This window comes from Rhodococcus sp. 2G, from assembly GCF_001886355.1.
GTDB classification, from domain to species: Bacteria; Actinomycetota; Actinomycetes; order Mycobacteriales; family Mycobacteriaceae; genus Rhodococcus; species Rhodococcus pyridinivorans.
Genome location: NZ_CP018063.1, coordinates 1,704,732 through 1,729,019 on the forward strand (window position 1 = coordinate 1,704,732; position 24,288 = coordinate 1,729,019).

A 24,288-nucleotide genomic window follows, 5' to 3' on the forward strand; every position below is an offset into this window, starting at 1 on the left:
CGAAAGCAGGTGAATGATGGTGGATCGGAGGCATTCTGCCGACGGAGCACAGTACGGCGACCAGGAGTACGACGCCGTCCTGATCGGCGGCGGCATCATGTCGGCAACACTGGGTGCACTGCTGACACGACTCGAACCCGATCGGTCGATCCTCGTCCTGGAACGACTCGACGAGGTCGCGGCCGAGAGCAGCGCCCCATGGAACAACGCGGGCACCGGCCACGCAGGTCTGTGCGAACTGAACTACATGCCCGATCCCGCGGATTCGACCCGGGCCGAGGAGATCGGCGGACAGTTCCGGATCTCACGGCAGTTCTGGGAGTCCCTCGACGACCCGGGCGAGGCGACGTTCGTGAACGTGACACCGCATATGAACGTCGTCTTCGGCGAACGCGATGTGGACTATCTGCGACAGCGGCACGCCACCCTGCAACGCTCGCCGCTGTTCTCGGCCATGGAGTACAGCGAGGACCCCGACACGATCGCGCGGTGGGCACCGCTGGTGATGACCGGTCGCTCGGGCTCCGAACCGGTCGCCGCCACGCGCTACGAGGCGGGCACCGACGTCGACTTCGGTGCCCTGACACACCGACTGCTGTCGGACGCGCGTCGTCGTGGCGTCGAGCTTCGTACCGGACACGAGGTCACACGACTGCGCCGCGCCGCCAACGGGCGGTGGACCGTCTCCGGGCACACGAAGACGGGACGGTTCTCGGTCCGATCCCGGTTCGTGTTCGTCGGCGCCGGCGGGTACGCCCTGAAACTCTTGCAGAAGGCCCGGATCCCGGAGGTGCGAGGTTTCGCCGTCTTTCCCATCGGCGCGCAGTTCCTGCGCACCGGCGAGCCCGACGTGGTGTCCCAGCATGCAGCGAAGGTCTACAGCCAGGCCGACGTGGGAGCACCACCGATGTCGGTGCCGCATCTCGACAAGCGGGTCGTCGACGGCCGCGAGTGGTTGATGTTCGGGCCGTACGCCACGTTCAGCACGAGATTGCTCACACGCGGCCGGCTCACCGATCTGTTCACCACCCTGCGCCTGCACAACATCGCCCCGTTGGTGGCGGTGGGCCTGCAGAATCTGTCGCTGGTGCGCTATCTCGTCGGCCAGCTGCTCGCGTCCCGCGCGCGGAAGTTCCGGCAGCTGCAGCGATTCTGTCCCGAGGCGCGGGAGTCCGACTGGGAGTTGATCGACGCGGGGCAACGAGCTCAGCTCGTCAAACCCGATCGTCGCAGGGTCGGGGTCCTGACCTTCGGCACCGAGGTCGTGGCGAGCGCGGACGGCAGCATCGCCGGGTTGCTCGGGGCGTCGCCCGGCGCTTCGATCGCTCCGTCGGCGATGGTCGAGCTGCTGAGCACGTGTTTCCCGGATGATGTGGCGCGCTGGCGGCCGGTGCTCGAACGGATGATGCCCGACCTGTCTCGGGAGACCGAAACGACCTCGCGCGCCGAACCGAGGCTCGCCCGCGCTACAGCAGCGGCGAGAAACGGTTCGGCGCGCAAGGATCCGAGCGCCTCGTAGGGCTTACGCTCAGACGGTCTGCAGGAACGGGTAGTCGGTGTACCCCTCGGCTCCGGACGCATAGAACAGCTCCGGACGCGGTGCGTTCTCCGGCTGCCCGTCTCGCCAGCGCTCGACCAGGTCGGGATTGGCGATCAGCGCGCGGCCGACGGCCACGGCGTCGGCGTGCGAATCGTCGATCAGCTGCACGGCCTCGTCACGCGTGGTCGGCGAGCCGAAACCGCTGTTGGCGATCACCTTGCCGCCGAAACGCTTCCGGAGCTCCTGCGCCAGATCTCCGGTCGGCTCCTTGTGCAGGACCGACAGATACGCCAGGCCCAGGGGCTGCAGGGCGTCGACCAGAGCGCCGTAGACAGCACGCACATCGTCGCGATCGGTCTCGACTGCGTCCTGGATGTTGTGCTCGGGAGAGATCCGCAACCCGACACGTCCGGCGCCGACTGCCGCCGACACGGCCTTCACGACTTCGACGACGAGGCGGATCCGGTTCTCCACCGAACCGCCGTACTCGTCGTCCCGCACATTCGATGCGGGGGAGAGGAATTCGTGCAACAGGTAGCCGTTGGCGCTGTGGACCTCGACGCCGTCGAATCCGGCATCGATCGCGCGGCGAGCCGAGGCGACGAAATCATCGACGACGGACGGGATCTCGTCGATGGTCAGCGCGTGCGGCGCAGGGTAGGGCTGCTTGCCCTGCTCGGTGTGCACCTGGCCGTCGATGGCGATCGCGCTCGGCCCGACGACACGCCGGCCACCGTTGACGTCGGGATGCGTGACGCGGCCGCCGTGCATCAACTGCAGCACGACGCGTCCGTCGCGCTCGTGCACGGCATCCGCGACGCGACGCCAGCCGGCGACCTGCTCGTCGGTGACGATGCCGGGCTGACCGACGAAGGCCTGCGATTCGAAGTTCACATAGGTTCCCTCGGTGATGATCAGGCCGGCACTCGCCCGCTGACGGTAGTGCTCGACGATCAGGTCTCCGGGTACACCGGCCGAACCACCACGCAGGCGGGTCAGCGGGGCCATGACGATGCGGTTCGCGAGTTCGAGGTCTCCGAGGGCTACGGGTGTGAACAGATCCATGGGTGGCGCAACCACCCCCACCCCCGACGGCATTCCGATGCCCGGCCGATTGTGGGATGTGTCATAGCGCCGGATGGATGGTCACTTCGAGTGTTCGTCGGCGGTGACCAGCCGATTCGACCAGTTCTCCAGGTACTCGACGAACTCCGGTGGCGACGCGCCGAGCAGCCGCCCACCGGACATACCCACGGCGAATACCGCCCAGTCCATGCTGTCGGCGTCCACCTCGATCCGGCACCGTTCGGAGTCGATCGCGATCACCTCGGCCCACTGACCGATCCGGCGGCGCACCTCGTGCTCCGACGCCTCCAGTTCGGCGCTGACCTTCACCTGGGAGCGGCTGCGGATGCCGCGTTCGACGAAGGCCGCGGCGTCGCCGCCGGGCAGCTCGCGTTGTCGGAAACGCATCCAAGTGGCCGTGGTCTCGGCCATGCGGTCGAGCCGGAAGCTGCGCCAGTCACCGCGGTCGAGGTCGTAGCCGACGAGATACCAGCGTCGCCCGAGGGAGACGAGCTGCCGGGGTTCGACGCGCCGGCCCGTCGCGGTGCCGTCGGCGGCGGTGTACTCGAAGACGATGCGTTCGTCGTCGCGGCAGGCGCGCGCGACGGTGACGAGTTGCTGCGAATCGGTCGCGCGGGTCGCCCAGGGGATATCGGCGGAGACCGTCGCCGCATCGATCGCCTCCACCTGGCGTCGCAGCCGCGGCGGCATCACCTGGATGACCTTGGCCAGCGCGCGCACGGAGATCTCGGCGATCCCGGTGATCGAGGTCTGGGCCGCGGTGAGTAGGCCGACCGCGAGCGCGACCGCTTCGTCGTCGTCGAGAGCCAGCGGTGGCAACGACGCGCCCGGCGCGAGCTGATACCCACCGCCGACCCCGCGATCGGACCGCACCGGATATCCGAGATCGCGGAGCCGTTCGATGTCGCGGCGCAGGGTGCGCAACGAGACGCCCATCCGGTCGGCGAGTTCGGCGCCGAGCCAGTAGCGGTGGGTCTGCAACAGCGACAGAAGCCGCAGGATGCGGGAGCTCGTGTCGGACATGACCTCATTCTTCCGCACCTGCCGACCTATAAGTGACACGAACTGGCACCAATGGCTCGTAGCGTAGATCTTGCCGGATCACGACGACGAGGAGTACCCGATGACCGAGACCACCACCACCCGGAACGCCACCCCGACCCTCGACCAGGAACGCCGCGATCTGCTGTCGAGCCTCGCCCACGCGCGGCACTTCCTGCGGTTCACGGCCCGCGATCTCACCACCGAACAGGCGTCGCAGCGAACGACGGTGAGCAACTTGACGATCGGTGGTCTCATCAAGCACGTCACCGAGGTCGAGCGGGGTTGGGCGGATTTCCTCGTGGTCGGAGCCGACTACATGGAGAAGGATTTCACCGAGTGGACCGAAGAGGATTTCGCCGAACGCGACAAGGACTTCCAGCTGCAGCCCGGTGAGACCCTCGAAGGTGCGCTGCGCGCTTACGACGAGGTGGCGGCCCGAACCGACGAGTTGGTGCGCACGCTGCCGTCGCTGGACGTCGTCCACGAACTCCCCAAGGCCCCCTGGAACATCGAGGACGCCTGGTCGGTGCGTCGCGCGCTGCTGCACATCGTCGCCGAGACGACGCAGCACGCCGGACACGCCGACATCATCCGCGAGTCCCTCGACGGATCGAAGTCGATGGGATGAACCGGAGGTCGCGCTAGCGCCGGCCAGTGTCGCGCATCAACTCGGCGAGCTCCGTGCGGTCGGAGACGTCGAGTTCGGTGCACGCCCGGTAGATGTGCCCCTCGACGGTGCCGACCGGCACCACGAGCCGGTCGGCGATCTGCCGGTTGGACAGCCCGGCGGTGACCATGGCGGCGAACTCCCGTTCCCGGCTGGTCAAGGGGAGTGGGCGGGCCGCTTCGTCCAGCGCAGGCGACGAGGCGTGATCGCATCGCGCAGCCAGTGCCGCGGCCGCGGCGGCGGCTTCGACGGACCGTTGGGTGTCGGCGTGGTCGCGGTACGCGAACGGGGCCAGGGCGTGGGCATCGGCCGCGTCGGCGAGTGCCCCCAGCGCCTCGAAGGTCTCCGCGGCCACGGTCGGTCCCCGGCCGTCCGCCTCCGCGGAAGCGGATCCTGCCGCCCGCGTCGCCGGTTCGCACCGGACCCGAGACGAACCGGTTCCATATCGCGCGACTGATTCCTAGTCCGCGGGTGGCCCGGTGGTGGCAGCGACTGCTGCCTCATCCGGAACCTGAGACGGCGCGCCGCACCGCGGCAGTCTGCGGCTGATTGATCAGAACCCGGGAATGCTGGGCAGCTGCGGGAGCTGGATCTGCGGAGGCGGCGGCAGCTCGAACTGGGGGAGCCCGGGGACCATCGGGGCCGGCTCCGGTTCGAGTGACGGCACCGAGGTGTCGGCTGCCGCATCGTCCTGCGCGCCGGTGGTGATGGGGACCTGCGCGGAGGTCTCCGCCGTCGTCTGCGGCCGGTAGGTGCTGCGGGTCTCGCTGCGATCGATGGCCGTCGACTGCTCGTCCGACACTGCCGGGACGGTTTCCGGCGCGGGCGATGCGTCCGTGGTGGTCGTGGGCCGCGGTTCCGCTGCCGGTTGCGCCGGTGGCTCCTGCGTCTCCTGGTGCGTGGAGGTGGGCTGCGGATCGCGACCGGAATTCTGCAGCAGGTCGACACCGAGGCCGATCGCCGCTGCGACGACGACGGCACCACCGGCGAGCAGGAAGCGTCGACGGTTCCGCGGCTGCGCGGGCGTCTCGGTCTCCTGCCGGATGTCGGGGGCAGCGAAGCTTGCGGTCGGTGCGTCCGGCGCGACCAGATGCGGGGCGAACTGTGCGGTCTCGGTGAACTCCGTCGGCGCAGCGAACTCCGCCATCTCGACGACCTTCGCAGTGTCCGGGCGGGCGAGGAGCGCCGCGCCTTCCGCCGCCACGAGTTCGGGCTGCGAGGGCACGATCACCGGAATGTCGAGCCACGACTCCATCACGGCGGTGACCAGTGGAATGTTCGCTCCGCCTCCGATGAGCACCGCAGCGTCGGGAGTGCGTCCCGAGCGGCGGATGACGTCGAGGGTGAGGCGGGCCGAGGCCTTCACAGGTCCGTCGATGAGCGAATCGAAGCTGGCCTGCGAGAGCAGTAGCAGACCCCCCTCGCCGGGCATGCACACCGCGTCCTTCGAGGACAGCTGCTCCTTCGCGTCGCGGCACCGGGCGGTGAGGGCCCGCTGCGCCGCCATGTCGGCCGGCTCGGCGAAGCGCTGCAGTTCGACGTGGTGGTCGTAGATCAGGTGGTCGACGAGGTCGCCGCTGATCCGGTCCGAGCGTGCCGTGCTCAATGCGATGCGGGTGCCCCGATCGACGACGGTGACGGTGAGGCCCGAGCTGCCGAGGTCGTAGAACACGAGTGTTTCGTGGTCGTCGAGATCTCCTGTGGTTTCCAGCATTTCGAGCGCGGCGGTCACTTCCGGGACGAGCTGGAAGTTGTCGATGTCCAGGCGGCTCATCGCGCCCTGGACGAAATCGGCCTGCGTCTCGTTCTGGTAGGCGACGCCGATGGCGCGCACCTGCTCGATCTCGTCGGTCTCGGCGAGCATCGTCTCGATGGACTCCGCGGCCAGCTCGGCCGGCCGGTCGAGCAGGGCGGGCATCGAGTGGGATCCGAAGACGGGGCTGTCGAGGCTCCCGGTGTCACGTCGCGCAAAGCGCACCGCGCTGGCACCGACCGAGACACCGAGAACTGTAGTCACGACGCCGACTATAACGGTTCGGTCACGGTCTGCACGCCGGAGGCGGGCGGTGCCTGGACGACGGCACGTCTCCGAACGGCAGCCGAGGACGTTCGTGGCCTTCGCCGATCCCGACTGACCGGGCTCACATCTCCACGGCGGTACCGCAGATCCCGCACTGCTCCAACTGTCGGCGGCCCCACCGCGCGACCGGCACGAAGAACAGCGTGAACTGCTTGGACTCCCGGATCCGGAGCCACTGCGTGGTGTTGTGGCAGCGCGAACACGTCCGGTTCTGCCCTGGACCGAGATTCTGTCGCTTGGTGCCGAAGCCGAAGAGAAGGAACATCGTCCGAGCATAGAGCGATGACGTGTGGTCCTTCAGTGCATGATCGGAAGGATCGCCGTGCTCGTCGCCACCGATCGGCCAGCCTCTGTCGACGACCCGACCGCCGTCCCTCTTGCCGGGGCGACGCGACGGATCAGGCGGGGGAGAGCCGCACCCGTAGGTCACGGGGCTTCAATGTGATCGCCTCGTGAACGTCGAGTTCGTAGCCCGGTTCCGGAGCGAAGTCGTATCGCCGGATCAGCGACGCGAGCGTGAGCACCGCCTCGTGCAGCGCGAACTGCCGACCGATACAGGCCCGGATGCCGGTGCCCCACGGTTTGAAGATGTGCGCCGGCCGTTTGCGCACGGCCGCGGGCTCGAACCGGTCCGGGTCGAACCGCTCGGGATCGTCGCCCACAGCGGGTCGCGGTGCAGTTGCGGCAACAGCACGAACACCCACGAACCCTTCGGCAGCGTCCGTCCGCCGAGGGTGGTCTCACCGCGTACCTCGCGGAAGTAACCCGGGGCGGCCGGCCACAACCGCAGCGTCTCGTCCACCACCCGCCGCACATACCGCAGCTTGGCGACCTGCTCGTACCCGATCCGGCCGTCGGCACCGACGACCTCGGCGATCTCGGCCCGCGCCTTCGCCACCACCTCGGGATGTCGGCTCAGGAAATGGACCGCGAACCCCAGGGTGGCCGCGGTGGTCTCGTTACCCGCGACCAGGAAGGTCAGCACCTGATTGCGGATCGATTCACGGTCGAGCTGCTCGCCGGTGTCGGGATCGACGGTGTGCATCATCAGGTCCAGCAGATCGCCGTGCTGCTCGCCGGAGCGCATCCGCTCCTCGACGATGCGATCGACCGTCTCCTGCATCAGCGCGATGTCGTGTTCATGCTGCTCCCTGGCACTGCGGCCGAACAGTGTCCGGAGGATGGGGATGTCGTTCGACGAACGGTTGATGTACTCGAGCGCCCGGCTCATCGCCGCGATGAACGGATCGGGTTCAGTGCGGCCAAACGAGTCGAAGTCGTAGCTGAAGCCGCACCGGCCGATGACGTCGAAGGTCAGCGACTTCATGCTCTTCGGCACGTCCACATACTCGCCGTCGGCCGCTGCGCTGTCCCAGCTGTCGACCAGTCGGTCGACGACGGTGAGCATCGAGTCGTGATAGCTACGCATCGCGGCCTGGCTGAAGCCAGGCCCGAGGATGTTGTGGGCTTTGCTCCAGTTCGGTTCGGAGTTGAACGCGGTGAACAGTCCGTCGCCGGCGATGACGCGAAGCTTGCGCAGCGGCTTGCCGAGGAACTTCGCCCACTTCTCCTCGTCGTTGACCTCGCGCACCAGATCGGCGCCCGAGACCACGATCAACCGGTGCTGCAGGATCTTGCGTTCGAAGATCCCACCGAGTTCCTGTGCCATCTGCATCTCACGCTGAACCGGCTTGGCCACGTCGATGCTGAGCAGATCACCCACCAGCGGAAGTCTCCATCGCGGCTGTGGAATCGACTGCGCGCCGGTCGTCATGGTGATGCTCGTCGTAGTCGGTGACCCCATTCTGCGAGTGTGCATCAGCCTCCACGGGACGATTCGGGCGGCCTCACCGCGACGCCCAAGAGGATCAGAACAATCGCGGAGTCGCGTGCGACCCGTCCCGGGCTTCGCAGATTCGGGCGTGCCACCGGTCGACGAGCCACATCTCGACCATCTCCGGACGCGTGGCGATCAACGACGCCCACATGTTGAGGAGTTCGAGGTACCGGTGATAGCGCCGCAGCGTGAAGTCGGCGACCGACGGATCCTCGAGCCACCCTTCGTGGATGAGCGTCGACACCGCGTGCTGATCGAGAAGTTGCGCCGGGCCCGCCTCGGTCCGCACCTCGACCGCCCACAGATAGGTCGCCAGGAGCGATACGCCGACGCCGGGGGTGTCCGGCCATCCGGACCAGGTCTGCCGCGCGGTGTCGGGTAGCGAATTGGTCTTCGCGCAGTAGTCGAGGACTCCCTTGATCTTGGTGAACCGGTGCCGGTCCTTCGGGGCGTGTGCGTCGCGGACGTCCGGAAAACGTCGGGCACCGCGTCGTCGCGGATGTGCGCTGCGCCAGGCCGCGCACAGGAACAACAGCCCCAGACCGGCGTGGTCGGCTTCGATCAGTTCACTGTCGAGGCGGAGGTCGTTGCGTTGGACGATCGCGTCGCCGTCGTCGATGATCCGTCCGTCGAGATTCCTTCCCCGGAGGCGGATATCGTGCCCGGTCCGTTCGAGGTGGCTGTTCCACCATTTGAGGTCGACAGTGACGCCCTCGTCGAGCACCTGCAGGTCGAACGAGCGTGCCCGGCACCACTCGGAGCACGCTTGCGGAGGCTCGAACCCCTGGTCGTACGGATGCATTCTGTGGACATTGCCACGAGTGGGCGGCGATTCCCGGGCAGGACACGCGTGTGGGGCCGACCTGTTCCCCGCCTGTAGCAGCACGTGGGCCGCCACGACCGTCCGAGGATATCGGTAGACCGGAACGACGCGGCGAAGAGAGCGTGAACCGCATGAGACCCTTCGATGTCACCGACGCCCTCGCGCTCGCCGCCCGGCACGACCTGCACCTGTCGGCCCACGGCGTCACGGTGAACGAGGCGGGACTCGACTACCGTGACGCCCTCGCCGCCGACGTCGACGCAGACGGACGTGTCCACGACGGTCTGGCGGTGCGCCGCGCGAGCCAAAGCAACTGTCGCTGAGCGCAATTCGTAGTCGGAGTCGGGCGGTGACAGATAGCGGGCATGCGTCATGGCTCGCCCACGCGGCGTGGTGACATCGAGGTCGAGGCCGTATCGGTCGGCTCCGACACAGGTTGCCGCCGTCGCATCCGGGAACCCGCCGAGCTTCCGGGCCATCGCCAGCAGCGCGTCGGCGTGATCGTCGTTGAGATGCGCGATCGCACGAGCTGCCGACGGGGTCACAGAATCCGGCAATGCTTCGGCATAGTCCTCGGCGGTGGCCGAATCCATCCGCCCGTACCCACCGACCCAGCGCACGCGCCGAACCCGAAGAACCCAGAGCGTGAAGTCGGTGAAATCGATGTACACGCGGGTCCCGGGGACAGCGGCCAGGTGAGCTTCGCGCGCGGCGGCCAGTTTCTCGCCTTCGGGCCGCTCGACGTACCCGGCGACAGTGACGCGGGTGCAGGCGAGCGGGTCGCAATGCGAGCTGTCCTGCAGCAGTGTCGTGTAGACGGTAGCGTCCGTGCGCATGAAGCGCTCTGTGCAGGGTGTACTCGCGGCGACGGCATGTGCAGTAGCGGTGGCGATACCCGGGTGGGCCTACGCCACTCCGAGCGAGGGCATCTCAGGGGTGACATGGGTGGACATCGAGGTGCCACCGGGACTGCTGCCGTTCGTACCCGACGGCGTGCACGCCGTGGCTCGGGAGATCACCATCGAACCGGGCGGTAGCACCGGTTGGCACTATCACGATGGTCCCGTGCTCGGCATCGTGCGGGCCGGCACCTTGACGCATCCTGAAGGAGACTGCGAGCCTGTCATGTTCGAGACCGGTGATTTCATCAACGAACCCTCGGGTCCGGACCATCTGCACGTCGGTCGCAATCTCGGCACGGAACCGGTGATCCTCGACGTGGTGTACCTCGTGCCGATCGGGTCGCCGCTGTTCGAGGATGTTCCCGCGCCCGCCTGCGATTGATGTCGGAGTAGTGGCGGGCTCCTGTCGGTAAACGCTCGGGTCGAGTCGTCGGCGAGAAATGTGAAGTACTTCATCGGGACGCAGGCGTGCGGTTCCCTCTCGGGTCCGCGGTCGTCTCCCCCAAGCAACGATCGACGAACCTCGATTCTCGACGGAACGATCGTCCCCGCCGACAGCATCTTCCGGCGTCGGCATTCGAGCCGCGATCGGACGGACGAGGGATCACAGTCCGGTTCGACAACGGAATCGCTTGTGACAGTAGTCTTCCCACTGCTTGTGAAGACTTCTTTCCTGACGGCGATGCTGTGCGCCGGTCGCACCCGCGTTACGACAGGTCGAGGGGCCATCGAAGCGGTGGCTCGCAGGACTGCGGCGTTCTCGGTCGCGAGCGGACATGAGGTCGACGGTTGGGCGCCCGAGGGGCCGTCGAAGCCTGTCGGCGGAGTTCGAGTTACCGGCGAGTAAATGTCGTTCTCGAGTTCTCGCACGTAGCCTGATACCCGATGCAATCCCGCACGCGGAGCATTTCGTGAGGCGGACCGGACCGACGTAGGGAGTCGAGACAAGAATGAGCGCCGACAAGCAGTCGACCATTATCTATACGTTGACCGACGAGGCGCCGTTGCTTGCGACCTACGCCTTCCTGCCGATCGTGCGTACCTTCGCTGGAGCCGCGGGCATCGAGGTCGAGACCAGCGACATCTCGGTGCCGGCGCGGATCCTGGCCGAGTTCCCCGAGCACCTCACGGAAGAGCAGCGCGTCCCGGACAACCTGGCCGAGCTGGGTCGTCTGACGCAACTGCCCGAGACCAACATCATCAAGCTGCCCAACATCAGTGCGTCCGTGCCGCAGCTCCTGGCTGCCATCAAGGAACTGCAGAGTAAGGGCTACCAGGTCCCGGATTTCCCGGACGCCCCGAAGACGGACGAAGAGCGTGCCATCCGGGAGCGCTACGGCAAGATTCTCGGCAGTGCGGTCAACCCTGTCCTGCGTGAAGGCAACTCCGATCGGCGCGCACCCCGGGCGGTGAAGGAGTACGCCCGTAAACACCCGCACAGCATGGGCGAGTGGTCGATGGCCTCACGCAGCCACGTCGCGCACATGCGGCACGGCGACTTCTACCACGGCGAGAAGTCGATGACGCTGGACCGGGCGCGCAAGGTCCGGATGGAGCTGGTCACCAAGGATGGCGAGACGATCGTCCTCAAGCCCGAAGTGGAGCTGGGTGAGGGCGACATCATGGACAGCATGTTCATGAGCAAGAAGGCGTTGCTCGAGTTCTACGAGGAGCAGATGGAGGATGCGCGCAAGACGGGCGTGATGTTCTCCCTTCACGTCAAGGCGACGATGATGAAGGTCTCGCACCCCATTGTCTTCGGCCACGCGGTGAAGACCTTCTACAAGGACGCCTTCGCCAAGCATCAGAAGCTGTTCGACGAATTGGGCGTCAACGTCAACAACGGTCTCGGCGACCTGTACGACAAGATCGAGACGCTGCCCAGTACGCAGCGCGACGAAATCAAGCAGGACCTGCACAACTGCCATGAGCACCGTCCCGAATTGGCCATGGTCGATTCCGCACGCGGCATCTCCAACTTCCATTCCCCCAGCGATGTCATCGTGGATGCCTCGATGCCCGCAATGATTCGCTCGGGCGGCAAGATGTACGGCGCCGACGGACGACCCAAGGACGTCAAGGCGGTCATGCCGGAGTCCACTTTCGCGCGCATCTACCAGGAGATCATCAACTTCTGTAAGACCAACGGCGCGTTCGACCCGACGACCATGGGTACCGTTCCCAACGTCGGTCTCATGGCGCAGAAGGCCGAGGAGTACGGCTCGCACGACAAGACCTTCGAAGTTCCGGAGGCGGGCGAGGCCAACTTCGTCGATGCCGAGACCGGTGAGGTGCTGCTCACCCAGCACGTCGAGGCGGGTGACATCTGGCGCATGTGCACCGTCAAGGACGCGCCGATCCGCGACTGGGTCAAGCTCGCGGTCACCCGGGCACGCAACTCCGGTATGCCGGTCCTGTTCTGGCTCGACCCGTACCGCCCCCACGAGAACGAGTTGATCAAGAAGGTCGAGCTGTACCTGCAGGATCATGACACCGATGGCCTCGACATCCACATCATGTCGCAGGTGCGCTCGATGCGGTACACGCTGGAGCGGCTGAACCGCGGAATGGACACCATCGCCGCGACCGGCAACATCCTGCGTGACTACCTCACCGACCTGTTCCCCATCCTCGAGCTCGGTACGAGCGCCAAGATGCTGTCGATCGTGCCGCTGATGGCGGGTGGCGGCCTCTACGAGACGGGCGCCGGCGGGTCGGCGCCCAAGCACGTCAAGCAGTTGGTGGAGGAGAACCACCTGCGCTGGGATTCGCTCGGTGAGTTCCTGGCGTTGGCCGTAAGCCTGGAGGACCTCGGCATCAAGACCGGCAACGAGCGCGCCAAGATCGTGGCGAACGCGCTCGATGCAGCGACCGGCAAGCTGCTGGAGACGAACAAGAGCCCGTCGCGCAAGGTCGGCGAGCTCGACAACCGGGGCAGCCAGTTCTACCTCGCGATGTACTGGGCACAGGAGCTTGCCGCGCAGACCGAGGATCCGGAACTCGCAGAACAGTTCGCCCCGCTGGCCGAGGCACTGGCCAGGGACGAGGACACGATCGTGCGAGAGTTGAACGAGGTGCAGGGCGCGCCGGTCGACATCGGCGGCTACTACCGGCCGGACAGGGACAAGACCGTGGCCGTGATGCGGCCGAGTCGGACCTTGATCACCGCGCTGACGGCAGTCGACCCTGAGGCCGGAAACGCACCGTGACAGGTAGACCTGCATCCGTGTAGACAAGCCGACCTCCCTCGCGTGGTACGCCTCGGCCCGGTTCTCGTGTTCCGGTCTACGGGACCGTTCCGCTGCGGTCGGCGGAGGAATCCGGTGTCGGGTCGAGCCGGTCGATCGTGTCGAGCGCCTCGTCCAGCCAGGTCAGCCACGTTTCTTCGAGGAGGATGCCGAGGCGGAGCACGAGATGTTGCAGGGTGCTCCGCGCGTCGCCCCGGACCTCGACGAAGTCGCGTTGCTCGATGGCGCGATACTGCTCGAGCATCGCCGTCCGGTAGGCGCGTTGATGTTCCAGCGCGGGACGCGCGGCGTCGGGATCGTCGAGCGCCGCGGCCGCGCGCAGGCGCACGGAGACACCGGAGCGCACCACGTCCGGATCCTCGATCTCGGAGATCCAGCCGCGCAGCAGTCGGCGACCGTCCGCTGTGATGGTGAAACGTCGGGGCTGACCGCGACCGGGTTTTCCGTCCGTCGGGACTTCACGGATCAGGTCGCCCGCCCGCATCCGGTCCAGTTCTCGGTAGATCTGCTGGTGGGTCGCGGGCCAGAAGTACCCGATCGACCGGTCGAAGCGCCGCGTCAGTTCCAGTCCGGTGCTGTCGCGCTCGACCAGTGCGGTGAGGATGGCGAACCTGAGAGACACCGCGTCAGCCTAGGTCACGCTATCCGGCGTCGATCATGGCGACTCGGCGTCGTTCGAGGGACGTCCACGCCAGCTCGTACTCGTCGCGGAGTCGTTGGACGAGCTCGCGGGCGGGGACGACGGACTCGATCGCGCCGAGGCCCTGGCCGGCGCCCCAGATGTCGCGCCAGGCCTTGGCGCCGGTGTTGCCACCGGACCCGAAGTTCATGGCGGACGGATCGGACTCGGGGAGGTCGTCGGGGTCGAGTCCGGCGGCGACGATGCTTCCCCGCAGGTAGTTGCCGTGCACGCCGGTGAACAGGTTGCTGTAGACGATGTCCTTGGCGGTGCTGTCGACGATCATGTTCTTGTAGTCGTCGGCGCTGCGGGCCTCCTCGGTGGCGAGGAAGGCTGTGCCGGCGTAGGCGAGGTCGGCACCGGCGGCCTGGGCAGCGAGGATCGAGCGGCCGTGGGCGATGGAGCCGGACAGCAGCAGGGGGCCGTCGAACCACCGGCGGATCTCCTGGAGCAATGCGAACGGTGACTGCGTCCCGGCGTGGCCGCCGGCGCCTGCGGCGACGGCGACGATGCCGTCCGCGCCCTTGTCGATTGCCTTGTGCGCGAACTCGTTCGAGATCACGTCGTGGAGGACGATGCCGCCGTAGGAGTGAACAGCCTCGTTGACTTCCTCTCGGGCACCGAGCGAGGTGATCACAATGGGGACCCGATGCTCGACGATCACCTCGAGGTCCTGCTCGAGTCGCTCGTTGGAGCGGTGCACGATCTGGTTGACGGCGAACGGCGCGACGTACTCCTCGGGGTGGCGCACCGCGTAGTCGGCGTTGCTCTCGGTGATCTGCTGCAGCCAGTCGACAAGCATCGACTGGGGACGGGCGTTGAGTGCCGGGAACGACCCGACGACTCCGGCCTGGCACTGGGCGGACACCAGTTCCGGTCCCGACACGATGAACATCGGGGAAGCGACCAGGGGCAGGCTCAGCGGGCCGGACAGGATCGGTGGCAGCGTCATGGTGTGTTCCTTCTTCGTCTAGGGCGGTCCCTCTCACTCCAGACTATGTGCAACAAGGTGCAAAAAACAACGGGCCGACGTCACCTGCTCTGGAACAGAGGGATTTCGGGCGTGGCAGCTGCATGCACCGAGTGGCACTGTGGCATACAACGAGCAACCCCGCTCAATGTGTAGTGAGCGTGATCGCTCAGTGCGCGGACCTGATCGTCGGCGTGTATGGGGGCGACAGGGACGGTCGGGGCATCTGCCGGCCGGCCAACCGAGCGACGAGTTCCGCGCGACTACCCGCCCCTGTCTTCGCATAGACGGATTTGAGATGGTCGTGCACCGTGTTCGGCGTGATGCCCCGGTGCCGAGCGATCTCGGCCGTCGACAGTCCGTTCAGCACGTCGGTGCACACTTCGCACTCGCGGGCGGTCAGCGCGTACGCGGCGAACAGCATGTCTGTGAGTTCACTGTCGGCCGCGGGTTCGATCGTGACCGCCGTGCGGGCCTCGTCGCCGTCGGCGCTCAACGGCGCCGCACGGACGACGATCCAGCCTCCGCCGTCGTTGCGGATACGTGCCCGGAACACCCCGGTCGTACTCGCCCGAGCCCCGAACGTTGCCGCCCGCAACAGCAGCGCCAGTCGCACCGGACCGGCGAGCCGATCCTCCCAGATCCGCGCCGCGACCGTCGATGCGACCGGCTCACCCGCGGGATCCGTCACGATCACGGCAGGACCGGGATCGGCTCCGGGGCGTGCGTGCAGGGTATGGACGGCGGCCACCCGGGTCGCAACCGCCACCGCCGGTGCGGTCATTGTCAGGAACTCCAGTTCCCGATCCGTGAAGTCCGGACCCGAGCGGACGAAACCCGCTGCCCCCCAACGCAACCCGTCCACTGTGAAGACGACTCGCACCTCGCGGTCGAGTCCGAGTGGACGCCATACCGCAGCGTTCCGGAGGCTGTGGGCGACTTCGGTCGACGGTAGATCCGAGGCCCGCACCACTGTTCGTCCACTGCGGGCGATGTCTGCGAAGGTTGCGGGATCGTGTCCATCGCATTCCGATTCCGCGAGCAGTGGCTCGTACTCACCGGGAATGCGGTTGCGCCCACTGGTCATCGAACCGAACGCCAGGGTCAGGGGATCGAACAGTGCCCAGCACGTCAAGTCGCTGCGTACGGTGCGATCGACCAGTTCGATGGCACGTTGGTGCAGTGCGGTGACGCCGACGCCGGTGCCCGCGAACTCCAGGATCTCGCGGCGTAGCCGCTCCGCCCGCACTTCGAGCATGAGCCCAGTATGCGCCGGATCCGGGAGACGGGAGCATCCCCGATTGAGGGGATGGTTCGGCTGCTTCCGGGCCCCTAGCGTCGCAGATGTGTCCACGATTCATCTCGAACGGGCCGGTACGGGCAGGCGATTGTCGATGCCGGACGCCGTCGTCACCGTCCTGTCGTCCGGTGAACACACCGGCGACGCCTACGAGCTCATGCTGGTCGAGGCCCCCTGCGGCAGCCCACCGCCCCTGCACTCCGAGCCTTGGCCCAAGACCTACCACCTGCTGCGCGGCCGGATCCTCGTCCTGCTCGACGGCGAGGGCTGCGAACTCGCCGCCGGTGACACGCTCACCATCGCGGCGGGCACGATGAACACCTTCTCGGTCCTCACCGACGATGCGGTCTTTCTCCTCGTCTGTCCCGGAACCGGGATGAGCGGCTTCTTCACCGATGTCGACGCCTTGGGGAAGCAGTACCTGCCCGAGGACGCGCTGATGAGCAGGTTCGGGCAGATCGCCACCCGTTACGGCATCCGATTCGCCGAGGAGGTCTCGCCATGATCGTCGTTGCACAACTCGCGGCCCTCGTCGCCGCCGCGGTGCACCTGCTGGCCTTCGTGTGGGAGACGATCCTCTTCCGCCGTCCGAGCATCCACCGGGACGTGTTCCGCATCCCGACCGAGGACGTCCAGCCGGTGCGGATGTGGGCGTTCAACGTCGGCTTCTACAACCTCTTCCTCGGATCCGGAGCGCTCGCCGGCATGATCCTGTGGTGGACCGGCCACGAGACGCCGGGCCGCACCCTCGTCGTCTACACGTGCTCGTTCATGTTCCTGGCCGGCATTGCATTGTTCGTCTCGGACCGGATGGCGATGAGCCGTCCACGAGGTACCGGGGTGGTGGGGTCGCTCTGCCAGAGCGTGCCGTCGCTGATCGCGCTCGTAGCGTTGGCGCTGGCGTAGAAGCGGCGCGGCCGACGATTTGGTGTTCTCGACCTCGCTCAGCGCGGTCGGGAACACCGGATTCGTGGCATGTGTGAGGATAGGGGCGTGAACCCTCGCTGTGGCGGCGGAGGCTGATCGGAGTGCGACCGTGCCCGTGCTCGTCGGCGATCGCTTCGTGGACCACAGTGGATAGACGATTCGGGTGGCTTCGACCCGCTTTCCGGGGCCTGAACCACCCGAATCGCAACTACCCGTCTATGCCTTCCCGTCTGAGGGGCGCACGGCGGGAATGGAACCGAATCGCCCGGCCTGGAAGTCCTCCATCGCCTCGATGATCTCGGCGCGGGTGTTCATGACGAACGGACCGGCCATGACAACGCGTTCACGAATCGGCTTGCCGCCGAGCACGAACACCTCGAGGGCGTCGGTGCGCGAATCCTGCGTCGCGGCAGCAGAGATCGTCAGGCTCTCACCCCTGCCGAAGACGGCCGTCTGTCCGGTGCGGATCGGACGGTGTTCCGGTCCGACCGCGCCATCGCCGGCGAGCACGTATGCCAGGGCGTTGAATTCGGGGTTCCACGGCAGGGTGACGCTCGCTCCCGGCGCCACGGTCGCGTGCAGCAGGGTGATCGGCGTGTGCGTCGAACCGGGGCCGCGGTGCCCGTCGAGCTCTCCGGCGATCACCCGGATGAGCGCGCCGCCGTCGGCCGAGGACAGCAGGACGACCTCGCCGCCGCCGATGTCCTGGTACCGCGGGGCGACGAACTTCTCGGCTTTGGGCAGATTCACCCACAGCTGCACGCCGTGGAACAGTCCGCCGCTGACCACCAGGTGTTCCGGTGGTGCTTCGATGTGCAGGATGCCGCTGCCCGCGGTCATCCACTGGGTGTCGCCGCCACCGATGGTGCCGCCGCCTCCGTGGGAGTCGCGGTGCTGCATGATGCCGTCGATCATGTAGGTGACGGTCTCGAAGCCGCGGTGCGGATGCCAGGGCGTGCCTTTCGGTTCGCCGGGTGCGTAGTTCACTTCGCCCATCTGATCCATGTGGATGAACGGGTCGAGGTACTTCGTTTCGATGCCCGCGAATGCACGGCGGACGGGGAAGCCTTCGCCTTCGAAGCCGCGCGGAGCGGTGGTCACCGACAGGACGGGACGCGAGAGCGCGTCGGGTACGGGCTCTTCGACGCGGGGAAGAGCGAGAACGTTGTCGACGGTTACGGCGGGCACGGTAACCCCTCTCGGTCATGTAGTTGATTTGTCAACTACCTTACTGCACTCAACCGCCGTCCTCCTCGAGTTGTTCCCACCCGACGTGTGGCGCATCCACGACTTGACCCTGACGTAGCGTCAGGGTCGATGCTGAAGCCATGAGGATCAGTGACTTGGCCCAGGCCGCAGGAACCACCGTTCGCGCCGTCCGGCACTATCACCGGCTCGGGCTCATGCCCGAACCCTCACGGACACCCAACGGATACCGGGACTACGAACTCGCCGACCTGGTGCGCCTACTGCGCATCCGCTGGCTCGCCCAGTCGGGTGTCCCGCTCGGTTCGGTGGCGACCGTCCTCGGTGGCCACTTCACCGATGGCGACGACCGCGATGCCGAATCCGATCTCACCGCAGACCTCGAATCGCTCCTCGAGGCGGCGGATGCCCAGATCCGGACCCTGCAGGTCAAGCGCGATGCACTCGCCGCGATTCTCGAGCGTCACCGCGCCGGCGATCGGCTCTCGCCCTTGCCCGCGCCGATCGTCGACGCGTTCGACGAGCTCATCGACGGTGAGGATGACCCGCACACCCGGACTCTGTTCGTACGCGAACGCGACAGCTGGGAGATGCTCGCCCTCACCGGGCAGGCATCACCGGAGTATCTCGACGCCCTGCGAACCCTGCTCGACGACCCCGAACAACGGCACGCCATGGTCGCCGTCTACCGACGCTTCGGTGCGCTCGCCGGGCAGGATCCCACCGCGGCGGCCGGCGAGATCACCGCCGTCATCGACGGCATGACCGCGCTGCTCGACGACATACCGATCATGGGGGAGGTGCTCGGCTCGTGGGCGTCCGAGGCGGCAACGGCCCTCGAGTCGAACACCGATGTGCTCGCCGAGTTCCTTCCGGACCCGGCACAGCAGGCCGTCGCAATCGGGTTCGTCCGGCGCGTTGCCGCGCACTCGGGACCGCAGCAGGACGGATCGCAGGCATGACCGAGCGCACCGTCCGGCTCGCCCACCGAACCGCCCTCGTCTTCACCGTGGTGGTGGCCTGTACGAACGCCGCCCTCGCTGCACTGGGCGTCCTCACACCGGCGGCCGCGCTGAAGGTCTGGCTCGCATTCGAGCTATCTCTCGGGATCCTGGTGCTGATCGTCGGCGCACTCCGCGTCCGAGTCCTGCGCCGATCCGGAACACCGTGGGCGGGGGTGCTCGACGAACTCGTCGGTCGCGTGCCCGCGACCGTGATCCGCGCAGAGTTGAGAAGCTACCGCGCACTGTGGTTCCTGATACGACGGCGTCGCATCGGCGTCGGACCTGACGTGACGACGATCGGCTACACCCGAGGCACGATGAGCGTGCCGATCGCGTGGCTCGTGGCCTCGGTCATCGAGATCGCGGTGGTCCACATACTCGTGCCCTGGGAATGGCTGCGCTGGACGTTGCTGATCGTGTCGGTGTACTCGCTTCTTCCTCTCGTGGGGTGGCTCGCGGATCGTGTCGTCAACCCGCATCTTCTGACGCGGGACGGCCTGGTCCTGCGCTCCGGACATCAGGTCGTGGCCCATATCGACGTCGACAACCTGCAGCGATGCATCCCGCGCCATCGCTTCCAGCCGACGGAGACGAGCGTGGACGGTGAGGTGCTGTTCCTACCCGGACCCGACGGCACCAATCTCGATCTCGTCCTCGCGGAACCCGTCGAGGCCCTCTTGCCGGCCTTCTTCGAACATCGCCGCCGTCCAGCGCTCGTGAGCCGGTTCGCGATCCATGTCGACGATCCCGCAGCGGCGCGCCGAGTGCTCGACGCCGCGCTCCTCGCCTGACGAGACGAGGGTGAAATCGCGGTGCTGGCAAGTGACTTCGCGACGACCACGCGTTTGTCGCCGATACGCTGGCCGGCTCGCGATCGACAGCCCGGCCGCGGAGCGGTTACGGGACACGACGGGGGTGTTCCTGCGAACCGGCGGAAGTTATGTGCAGACCTCCGAGGAACTCGTCCTCCACCGCAACACCGTGAAGTACCGGCTGCACATCGGCACGACGTTGCGCGCAGACGAGCCCGTGTGGATCGACTGGACTCACAACGCTCTCGCGTTCGCGCTGCTGCGTGGTGCGGAGGCTTTCGGCCTCGACCTGACCCCCGCCGAACAGGACAAGTTCGTCGTCGAACAGCACATCGCCGCAGAGCTCGTCGGCGCAGACCCGGCCCGTCTTCCCGCCACCCGCGCCGACCTCGAGGCGTACGTCGACGAGCAGCGCCACTGGTTGTCGCTGTCGCTCGCCGCCGCCGAGGTGACGCACGCGCTCCGGAAGCCGAACCTGTGGGGCAATCCGGTGAAGGTGTTCACCTTCGTCGTCGTGCAGGACGACATGTTGTCGCTGCTGCCGGAGTGGGCGCGCCTGATGTGCGGCATCGAGGGCCGCCCGATGAACCTGGGCGCCGCCGCGCGCACCACCAAGCGACTCATCGGCATCGCCCGCAAGAACGAGTCGTACGACAGGATGGTCGCCGAGATCACCACGCGCATCGACGAGACCCCGTACCGCAAGGTGCGTGCGCGCAAGGCCTGACCCTGTTTCAGAAGGAGGGATTCGGCCGGACGAACCGTTCGTCGATATCGGCGGCCGAACGGGCACCGGTCAATGCCATGGTGAGGTCGAACTCGGCGATCACGTTGCGGATCACCTCCTCGACACCCTGTCGACCTGCGATCGCCAATCCGTACATGTAGGGCCGGCCGAGCAGCACGGCGTCCGCGCCGAGCGCGAGCGCGACGAAGACGTCGGCACCGCTTCGGATCCCGCTGTCCAGCAGCACGGTCGGCTCCCGGCCGATCGCGGCACGGATGTCGAGCAGGGCATCGAGCGAGGCGATCGATCCGTCGACCTGGCGTCCACCGTGGTTCGACACGACGAGGGCATCGACGCCGAGGTCCACCGCGCGACGCGCATCATCGGGGTGCAGAATTCCCTTGAGCACGATGGGAAGTCGCGTCCGCTCCCGCAACGTGGCCAGATGCTTCCAGCTCAGTCCCGGATTGGAGTAGATGTCGAGGAAGATCTCAGCGGCGGCGCGCGGCACGGGGGAGCGGAGGTTGTCGAGGAATCGGCCCGGATGGTTGCGGGTCATCGACAGCAGCGTGCGGATCGCGCCGAGCGTGACGTCGGGTCGCTCCCTCACCGTCTCGCGGGCGGCGTCGAGCCGCTGCCGGACGATGTCGAGGAAGCGGGGATCCGAGGTGTACTGGGCGATGCCCTCGCCGCGTGCGAACGGCAACGACCCGAGATTCAGGTCCTGCGGACGCCATCCCAGCATCGTCGTGTCGAGGGTGACGACGACGGCCTCGGCGCCCGCCGCTTCGGCCCGCCGCAGCAGGCTGTCGACGAGATCCTCGTCGGAACTCCAGTACAGCTGGAACCAGCGGGACGCAGAGCCCATTGCGGCAGCGCAGTCCTCCATGGAATTGCACCCTTGATTGGAGAAGATGTACGGCACGCCGGTCGCGGCGGCCGCCCGCGCGATCGCCAGGTCGCTGTCCGCGGCCATCAATGCTCCCGCGCCGATCGGTGCCAGCAACAACGGTGAGGACAGCGACGTGCCTGCCACGGTCGTACTCAGGTCGCGTTCGGTGACTCCGTGGGCCATGCGCGGGACGATCGCCCATCGGTCGAACGCACGCCGATTGTTGCGCATCGTGCGTCCCTCGCCGGCGCCGCCCGCGACATACGCCCAGGCCCGCTTCGAACTCGCGCGTCGCGCGGCGTGTTCGAGGTCGCCGAAGGACGTCGGGACGGCCGGACGCCGGCCCAGCGCGCCGTTGCGGTACACGACCCCCTGACGTTCGCGGCCGGGGCCGGCGGGTGCAGATGCGGCGGTTTCGGTCACGAGTGAGTTCCCCTCTCGAACGGTGGCGCTTGTCGATCCTTCCTCACGAACCCGGCCGAGTGAACCGATTACCGGTGCCGAATTCGGAATCGGTGCGGTGGATTCGGCGGCGGGCGTACCGTCGGATCCATGACCGAGGACGGCCAGGTTGCACCGTGGGACGACATCTACCGGGGCGTCGCCGAAGGGTTTTCGGGCCCCGTACCGTGGAACATCGGCGAACCCCAGCCCGAGATCGCCCGATTGATCGACGAGGGCGGATTCCGCAGCGACGTGCTCGACGCGGGCTGCGGACATGCCGAGACCTCCCTCCATCTCGCGGCACAGGGGTACACGGTGGTCGGTCTCGACCTGTCGCCGACCGCCATCGAAGCCGCTCGGGCCGCGGCGACGGAGCGGGGCCTGACTACCGCGACCTTCCAGGTCGCCGATATCGCGTCGTTCACGGGGTTCGACGGCCGGTTCGCGACGATCGTCGACAGCACCCTGTTCCATTCGCTGCCCGTGGACCGGCGCCGCGCCTACCTGAGCGCCGTCACCCGTGCCGCTGCTCCGAGCGCGTCCTTCTTCGTCCTCGCCTTCTCGAAGGACGCCTTTCCGGAAGAGGGTCAGGGACCGAATCCGGTGACGGACGACGAGTTGCGCGACGCGGTCGCCGAGTTCTGGACCGTCGACGACGTGCGGCCGGCATTCATCCACGCGTTTCTCGGCGACGAGGATGCTGCCGCGTGGCAGCGGGACGACAAGGGCCGCTCGATGCTCCCGGCCTGGTTGCTGTCGGCCCACCGCGATTGAGGGTGCACGCGGAAATTCGATTGCATTGCCGGGGTGCGCAGTTCACCACCGGATCTGTCGGAGCGGACCACCCGCGCCTCGTCATGATCCAGGAGTCACCGTGCACCCCGATGTCCCACCCGGAACCGATCCGCTGGTCGAGTACGGCTGGTCCGAGCAGATCGCGGAACGGTTCGCGGACAACGACGTCCAGGGATCCCCCGGCCGGGTCGTGAGGGTCGGCACCGGCGACTGGGTGATCGTGCGCGAACCGGCCACCGAAGGCGATATGACCGGCAGGGTCTGTGCGGTGCTGCCGCGTACCGGCGCGATTCGTCGTACCGACGCGTCGGGGCGTTCGGAAGAGCAGGTTCTCGCTGCCAACGTCGACACCGTCGTGGTGACGGTCGCATCCGACACCCTCGATCTCGGTCGCATGGAACGTCTGCTGGCGCTGGCCTGGGACAGCGGCGCGCAACCGGTGGTCGCCCTGACGAAGGTCGACCTCGCGACCGAAGCGGTATTCGAGCAGGTCGCCGTGCTCGCACCCGGAGCGAGCGTGGTCGAGGTCTGCGCACCGGACCGATCCGGATTGAGCGAACTGCGCACGCTGCTCCACGGCACCGTCGTGTTCGTCGGAGCGTCCGGCGCCGGGAAGTCGACACTGGTCAACGCGCTGTGCGGTCGCGACATCCAGGCGACGGCACCGGTTCGGCAGGCGGACGGCAAGGGCCGGCACACCACGACCGATCGGGAGATGTTCCCTCTGGGTGGGGGCGTGACCCTCATCGACACTCCGGGGTTACGGGGCGTCGGGATGTGGGACGCCGGTGCCGGCATCGCTTCCGCCTTTCCCGAGATCGACGAGCTTGTGCGGTACTGCCGCTTCGCGGACTGTGCGCATGAGACCGAACCGGGATGCGCGGTTCGTGCCGCCGTCGACCGCGGCGACCTCGATGCCCGGCGAGTGGAGAGTCATCGCAAACTGCGGCGTGAGAACGAATGGATCGCGGCGCGGTCCGATGCCCGATTGCGGCACGAGCGGACCCGGGAGATCAAGGTGATGAGCCGCGCGATCCGGGCGTACTACCGCGACCGCTGAGGGTTTTCGGCGCGGCATACAGGGCGGTCGGTACTCCTCCGCGTAGTTCGCGCGGTGAACCGGGGCTCGCTACTGCAACACGCCGCGTCGACCCCGTTTCGACGCGCTGATCATGGAAGACCCGACCGAATGGTCGGGGCCTTCGACCTGCGCGAACATGCCGGTCGGTACTTCCTGCTCGCGTCCGTCGCATTGTGAACGCGGACGGTCTCGGCGGGCGTGCAGCTGCGCGTTATCGAGGTGTG

Annotated in this window: 23 protein-coding genes and 2 pseudogenes; 12 read left to right on the top strand and 13 right to left on the bottom strand. The window is 67.2% G+C overall.

The window, feature by feature from the left end:
• The first annotated feature begins 13 nt into the window (after window positions 1–13).
• Window positions 14–1,519: a malate dehydrogenase (quinone) gene (gene mqo, locus BO226_RS07975; protein WP_064851900.1), complete on the top strand. Its 1,506-nt coding sequence runs from the start codon at window positions 14–16 to the stop codon at window positions 1,517–1,519.
• 9 nt (window positions 1,520–1,528) lie between these two features.
• On the opposite strand, the gene BO226_RS07980 is transcribed toward mqo, so the two are convergent.
• Both BO226_RS07980 and BO226_RS07985 read right to left on the bottom strand, forming a co-directional pair.
• Window positions 1,529–2,605, bottom strand: a complete 1,077-nt coding sequence (locus tag BO226_RS07980) for an alkene reductase (protein WP_064255585.1) — start codon at window positions 2,603–2,605, stop codon at window positions 1,529–1,531.
• An 81-nt stretch (window positions 2,606–2,686) separates the two neighbouring features.
• Window positions 2,687–3,649: a helix-turn-helix transcriptional regulator gene (locus tag BO226_RS07985; RefSeq protein ID WP_071934958.1), complete on the bottom strand. Its 963-nt coding sequence runs from the start codon at window positions 3,647–3,649 to the stop codon at window positions 2,687–2,689.
• Window positions 3,650–3,749: 100 nt separating this feature from the next.
• On the opposite strand from BO226_RS07985, the gene BO226_RS07990 reads away from it, so the two are divergent.
• The gene (locus BO226_RS07990) at window positions 3,750–4,298 is read left to right on the top strand and encodes a DinB family protein (protein ID WP_197481784.1); all 549 of its coding nucleotides are present in this window, start codon (window positions 3,750–3,752) and stop codon (window positions 4,296–4,298) included.
• A 13-nt stretch (window positions 4,299–4,311) separates the two neighbouring features.
• On the opposite strand, the gene BO226_RS07995 is transcribed toward BO226_RS07990, so the two are convergent.
• The 5 genes and pseudogenes from BO226_RS07995 to BO226_RS08015 all read right to left on the bottom strand — a co-directional run bounded on the left by BO226_RS07995 (window position 4,312) and on the right by BO226_RS08015 (window position 9,056).
• On the bottom strand, window positions 4,312–4,692 hold the full coding sequence (locus BO226_RS07995) for a helix-turn-helix domain-containing protein (RefSeq protein WP_198040616.1): 381 nt from the start codon (window positions 4,690–4,692) through the stop codon (window positions 4,312–4,314).
• Between the two features lie 198 nt (window positions 4,693–4,890).
• A complete protein-coding gene (locus tag BO226_RS08000) occupies window positions 4,891–6,354 on the bottom strand; it encodes an Hsp70 family protein (RefSeq protein ID WP_071934959.1) in 1,464 nt (487 codons plus the stop codon).
• 124 nt (window positions 6,355–6,478) lie between these two features.
• Window positions 6,479–6,682, bottom strand: a complete 204-nt coding sequence (locus tag BO226_RS08005; RefSeq protein ID WP_064255692.1) for a zinc-ribbon domain-containing protein — start codon at window positions 6,680–6,682, stop codon at window positions 6,479–6,481.
• 133 nt (window positions 6,683–6,815) lie between these two features.
• Window positions 6,816–8,191, bottom strand: a pseudogene (locus tag BO226_RS08010) (cytochrome P450).
• 94 nt (window positions 8,192–8,285) lie between these two features.
• A complete protein-coding gene (locus tag BO226_RS08015; RefSeq protein WP_071934960.1) occupies window positions 8,286–9,056 on the bottom strand; it encodes an 8-oxoguanine DNA glycosylase OGG fold protein in 771 nt (256 codons plus the stop codon).
• 152 nt (window positions 9,057–9,208) lie between these two features.
• Between BO226_RS08015 and BO226_RS27630 the strand changes: the two genes are divergently transcribed.
• Window positions 9,209–9,400, top strand: a complete 192-nt coding sequence (locus BO226_RS27630; RefSeq protein ID WP_174556279.1) for a hypothetical protein — start codon at window positions 9,209–9,211, stop codon at window positions 9,398–9,400.
• On the opposite strand, the pseudogene BO226_RS08025 reads toward BO226_RS27630, so the two are convergent.
• A pseudogene (locus tag BO226_RS08025) lies at window positions 9,359–9,862 on the bottom strand (DUF2470 domain-containing protein); the annotation flags it as partial. The gene BO226_RS27630 and the pseudogene BO226_RS08025 sit on opposite strands and share 42 nt — an antisense overlap.
• A 49-nt stretch (window positions 9,863–9,911) precedes the next feature.
• Here BO226_RS08025 and BO226_RS08030 point away from each other — a divergent pair.
• Window positions 9,912–10,361 carry a cupin domain-containing protein gene (locus tag BO226_RS08030; RefSeq protein ID WP_064061039.1) on the top strand — a complete coding sequence of 150 codons (450 nt, stop codon included), beginning with the start codon at window positions 9,912–9,914 and terminating at the stop codon, window positions 10,359–10,361.
• Window positions 10,362–10,929: 568 nt separating this feature from the next.
• A complete protein-coding gene (locus BO226_RS08035; protein WP_024100900.1) occupies window positions 10,930–13,188 on the top strand; it encodes an NADP-dependent isocitrate dehydrogenase in 2,259 nt (752 codons plus the stop codon).
• A 76-nt stretch (window positions 13,189–13,264) separates the two neighbouring features.
• Here BO226_RS08035 and BO226_RS08040 read toward each other — a convergent pair whose 3' ends face one another.
• The 3 genes from BO226_RS08040 to BO226_RS08050 form a co-directional block, all read right to left on the bottom strand.
• Window positions 13,265–13,849 carry a PadR family transcriptional regulator gene (locus tag BO226_RS08040; protein ID WP_006552020.1) on the bottom strand — a complete coding sequence of 195 codons (585 nt, stop codon included), beginning with the start codon at window positions 13,847–13,849 and terminating at the stop codon, window positions 13,265–13,267.
• Window positions 13,850–13,868: 19 nt separating this feature from the next.
• Window positions 13,869–14,858, bottom strand: a complete 990-nt coding sequence (locus BO226_RS08045) for an NAD(P)H-dependent flavin oxidoreductase (RefSeq protein WP_024100901.1) — start codon at window positions 14,856–14,858, stop codon at window positions 13,869–13,871.
• Between the two features lie 187 nt (window positions 14,859–15,045).
• Entirely contained in the window at window positions 15,046–16,134 is a 1,089-nt protein-coding gene (locus tag BO226_RS08050; protein ID WP_071934962.1) for a helix-turn-helix transcriptional regulator, read from the bottom strand.
• Window positions 16,135–16,222: 88 nt separating this feature from the next.
• Between BO226_RS08050 and BO226_RS08055 the strand changes: the two genes are divergently transcribed.
• Together BO226_RS08055 and BO226_RS08060 are read left to right on the top strand one after the other, a co-directional pair.
• Window positions 16,223–16,681, top strand: coding sequence for a hypothetical protein (locus tag BO226_RS08055; protein ID WP_071934963.1), 459 nt, complete (start codon window positions 16,223–16,225; stop codon window positions 16,679–16,681).
• Entirely contained in the window at window positions 16,678–17,082 is a 405-nt protein-coding gene (locus BO226_RS08060) for a DUF1304 domain-containing protein (protein ID WP_071934964.1), read from the top strand. Before BO226_RS08055 ends, BO226_RS08060 begins: the two co-directional genes overlap by 4 nt.
• A 237-nt stretch (window positions 17,083–17,319) precedes the next feature.
• On the opposite strand, the gene BO226_RS08065 is transcribed toward BO226_RS08060, so the two are convergent.
• The gene (locus BO226_RS08065) at window positions 17,320–18,291 is read right to left on the bottom strand and encodes a pirin family protein (RefSeq protein ID WP_071934965.1); all 972 of its coding nucleotides are present in this window, start codon (window positions 18,289–18,291) and stop codon (window positions 17,320–17,322) included.
• Between the two features lie 140 nt (window positions 18,292–18,431).
• Between BO226_RS08065 and BO226_RS08070 the strand changes: the two genes are divergently transcribed.
• From BO226_RS08070 to BO226_RS08080, 3 genes are all read left to right on the top strand, one after another.
• A complete protein-coding gene (locus tag BO226_RS08070) occupies window positions 18,432–19,271 on the top strand; it encodes a MerR family DNA-binding transcriptional regulator (RefSeq protein ID WP_071934966.1) in 840 nt (279 codons plus the stop codon).
• On the top strand, window positions 19,268–20,104 hold the full coding sequence (locus BO226_RS08075; protein WP_071934967.1) for a hypothetical protein: 837 nt from the start codon (window positions 19,268–19,270) through the stop codon (window positions 20,102–20,104). Before BO226_RS08070 ends, BO226_RS08075 begins: the two co-directional genes overlap by 4 nt.
• Before the next feature lie 151 nt (window positions 20,105–20,255).
• Window positions 20,256–20,852, top strand: a complete 597-nt coding sequence (locus BO226_RS08080; protein WP_332260665.1) for an oxygenase MpaB family protein — start codon at window positions 20,256–20,258, stop codon at window positions 20,850–20,852.
• Window positions 20,853–20,859: 7 nt separating this feature from the next.
• On the opposite strand, the gene BO226_RS08085 is transcribed toward BO226_RS08080, so the two are convergent.
• Entirely contained in the window at window positions 20,860–22,167 is a 1,308-nt protein-coding gene (locus tag BO226_RS08085; protein ID WP_071934969.1) for an alpha-hydroxy-acid oxidizing protein, read from the bottom strand.
• A gap of 129 nt (window positions 22,168–22,296) precedes the next feature.
• On the opposite strand from BO226_RS08085, the gene BO226_RS08090 reads away from it, so the two are divergent.
• A complete protein-coding gene (locus BO226_RS08090) occupies window positions 22,297–22,962 on the top strand; it encodes a class I SAM-dependent methyltransferase (RefSeq protein ID WP_071934970.1) in 666 nt (221 codons plus the stop codon).
• Window positions 22,963–23,062: 100 nt separating this feature from the next.
• Window positions 23,063–24,043: a ribosome small subunit-dependent GTPase A gene (rsgA, locus tag BO226_RS08095; protein ID WP_071934971.1), complete on the top strand. Its 981-nt coding sequence runs from the start codon at window positions 23,063–23,065 to the stop codon at window positions 24,041–24,043.
• Window positions 24,044–24,288 lie beyond the last annotated feature (245 nt).

Excerpts from the sequence above, each read along its gene's own strand:
- BO226_RS08070 (WP_071934966.1), top strand. The coding sequence starts at position 18,432 with ATGAGGATCAGTGACTTGGCCCAGGCCGCAGGAACCACCGTTCGCGCC.
- BO226_RS08075 (WP_071934967.1), top strand. The coding sequence starts at position 19,268 with ATGACCGAGCGCACCGTCCGGCTCGCCCACCGAACCGCCCTCGTCTTC.
- BO226_RS07980 (WP_064255585.1), bottom strand. The coding sequence starts at position 2,605 with ATGGATCTGTTCACACCCGTAGCCCTCGGAGACCTCGAACTCGCGAAC.
- BO226_RS07990 (WP_197481784.1), top strand. The coding sequence starts at position 3,750 with ATGACCGAGACCACCACCACCCGGAACGCCACCCCGACCCTCGACCAG.
- BO226_RS27630 (WP_174556279.1), top strand. The coding sequence starts at position 9,209 with ATGAGACCCTTCGATGTCACCGACGCCCTCGCGCTCGCCGCCCGGCAC.
- BO226_RS08060 (WP_071934964.1), top strand. The coding sequence starts at position 16,678 with ATGATCGTCGTTGCACAACTCGCGGCCCTCGTCGCCGCCGCGGTGCAC.
- BO226_RS08045 (WP_024100901.1), bottom strand. The coding sequence starts at position 14,858 with ATGACGCTGCCACCGATCCTGTCCGGCCCGCTGAGCCTGCCCCTGGTC.
- BO226_RS08005 (WP_064255692.1), bottom strand. The coding sequence starts at position 6,682 with ATGTTCCTTCTCTTCGGCTTCGGCACCAAGCGACAGAATCTCGGTCCA.
- mqo (WP_064851900.1), top strand. The coding sequence starts at position 14 with ATGATGGTGGATCGGAGGCATTCTGCCGACGGAGCACAGTACGGCGAC.
- BO226_RS08050 (WP_071934962.1), bottom strand. The coding sequence starts at position 16,134 with ATGCTCGAAGTGCGGGCGGAGCGGCTACGCCGCGAGATCCTGGAGTTC.
- BO226_RS08035 (WP_024100900.1), top strand. The coding sequence starts at position 10,930 with ATGAGCGCCGACAAGCAGTCGACCATTATCTATACGTTGACCGACGAG.
- BO226_RS08030 (WP_064061039.1), top strand. The coding sequence starts at position 9,912 with ATGAAGCGCTCTGTGCAGGGTGTACTCGCGGCGACGGCATGTGCAGTA.
- BO226_RS07985 (WP_071934958.1), bottom strand. The coding sequence starts at position 3,649 with ATGTCCGACACGAGCTCCCGCATCCTGCGGCTTCTGTCGCTGTTGCAG.
- BO226_RS08090 (WP_071934970.1), top strand. The coding sequence starts at position 22,297 with ATGACCGAGGACGGCCAGGTTGCACCGTGGGACGACATCTACCGGGGC.
- BO226_RS08015 (WP_071934960.1), bottom strand. The coding sequence starts at position 9,056 with ATGCATCCGTACGACCAGGGGTTCGAGCCTCCGCAAGCGTGCTCCGAG.